We start from the raw sequence: 1635 nt of genomic DNA, 5'->3' as shown, positions 1-1635 counted from the left end.
TGGGCCGACCAGAAGGTCATCCGCGAGATCATGGTGTTTCTGCACCAGCATGGCGTCGGCACCGCACGGGCCGTGCGGATCTTCAGGACCTATGGCCTCGATGCGGTGCAGGTGATGAGCGAGAACCCCTACCGGCTCGCCCGGGACATCCGCGGCATCGGCTTCCGCACTGCCGATGTCATCGCCGAAAAGCTCGGCATCGAGAGGACCGCCATGATCCGGGTGCGGGCAGGGATCTCGTTTGCGCTCTCCGAGGCCATGGGGCAGGGGCATTGCGGGTTGCCGCGGAGGGACCTGACGGGGCTCGCGGAAAAGCTGCTGGAGGTGCCGGCCGAGATCATCGAGCGTGCAATGGTGCTGGAACTGACCGAGGGCACGGTTGCGGCAGACCGGGTGGGTGACACCGACTGCGTGTTCCTGAGCGGGCTCCACCAAGCCGAGTGCAGCATCGCCGCGCATCTGAAACGCCTTGCCGGCGGTCCCCTGCCGTGGCCCGGCATCGATGTCGCGCGTGCCTTGCCGTGGATCGAACAGGCAACGGGCCTGACGCTGGCGGCCAGTCAGGCCGAGGCCCTGCGCCTGGCGCTGCGCTCGAAGGTGCTGGTGATCACCGGCGGGCCCGGCGTCGGCAAGACCACCTTGGTCAATGCCATCCTGCGCATCCTCGCGGCCAAGGGCGCGCGACTTCTGCTCTGCGCCCCCACCGGACGGGCCGCCAAGCGGATGACGGAGGCCACAGGGCTGGAGGCCCGCACCATTCACCGGCTGCTCGAGTTCGATCCCGCCACCGCCTGCTTCAAGCGCAGCGAGGAGAACCCGCTCGCCTGCGATCTCCTGGTCGTCGACGAAAGCTCGATGGTGGACGTCCCGCTCATGCAGTCGCTCCTGAAGGCGGTGCCAGGCTCGGCTGCATTGCTGATCGTGGGCGACATCGACCAGCTGCCCTCGGTCGGCCCCGGCCAGGTGCTGGCCGACATCATCGGCTCCGGCGCGGTGCCGGTCGTGCGGCTGACCGAGGTGTTCCGCCAGGCGGCGCAGAGCCGCATCATCACCAGTGCCCACCGGATCAACGAAGGCCGGCTGCCGGACCTTGCGGCCCCTGAGGGCGGGAGCGACTTCTATTTCGTGCCGGCCGAGGAGCCCGAACAGGCCGTGGCGCGCATCGTCGAGCTGGTGCGCCACCGCATCCCGCGCCGCTTCGGACTGGACCCCATCCGCGACATCCAGGTGCTCTGCCCGATGAACCGCGGCGGCGTGGGCGCGCGTGCGCTCAACATTGAATTGCAGGCCGCCCTTAACCCGGCGGGTGTCCCGAAGGTCGAGCGCTTCGGCTGGACCTTCGCGCCCGGCGACAAGGTCATGCAGGTCGAGAACGACTACGACAAGGAGGTCTGGAACGGTGACATCGGCCGGATCGGGGCGGTCGATCCCGAGGAGGGGGAGGTCACCATCGACTTCGACGGCCGTCCGGTCGTCTTCGGCTTCGGGGAACTGGACACCGTCGTGCCGGCCTATGCGGCCACGATCCACAAGGCGCAGGGCTCGGAGTATCCGGCCGTGGTCATTCCGGTGATGACCCAGCACTACGCCATGCTGCAGCGCAACCTGCTTTATACCGGCGTCACCCGCGGCCGG

The 1635-nt window shown here is 68.4% G+C and carries 1 protein-coding gene; it reads left to right on the top strand.

What is annotated here, in order from left to right:
* The coding region (locus Q4F04_RS15875; protein WP_303370752.1) for an ATP-dependent RecD-like DNA helicase at positions 1-1635 on the top strand (1635 nt) is incomplete at both ends.

The sequence above is a fragment of the Paracoccus sp. (in: a-proteobacteria) genome (assembly GCF_030536915.1).
GTDB lineage: Bacteria > Pseudomonadota > Alphaproteobacteria > Rhodobacterales > Rhodobacteraceae > Paracoccus.
This window is presented reverse-complemented; position numbering and strand designations above follow the sequence as displayed.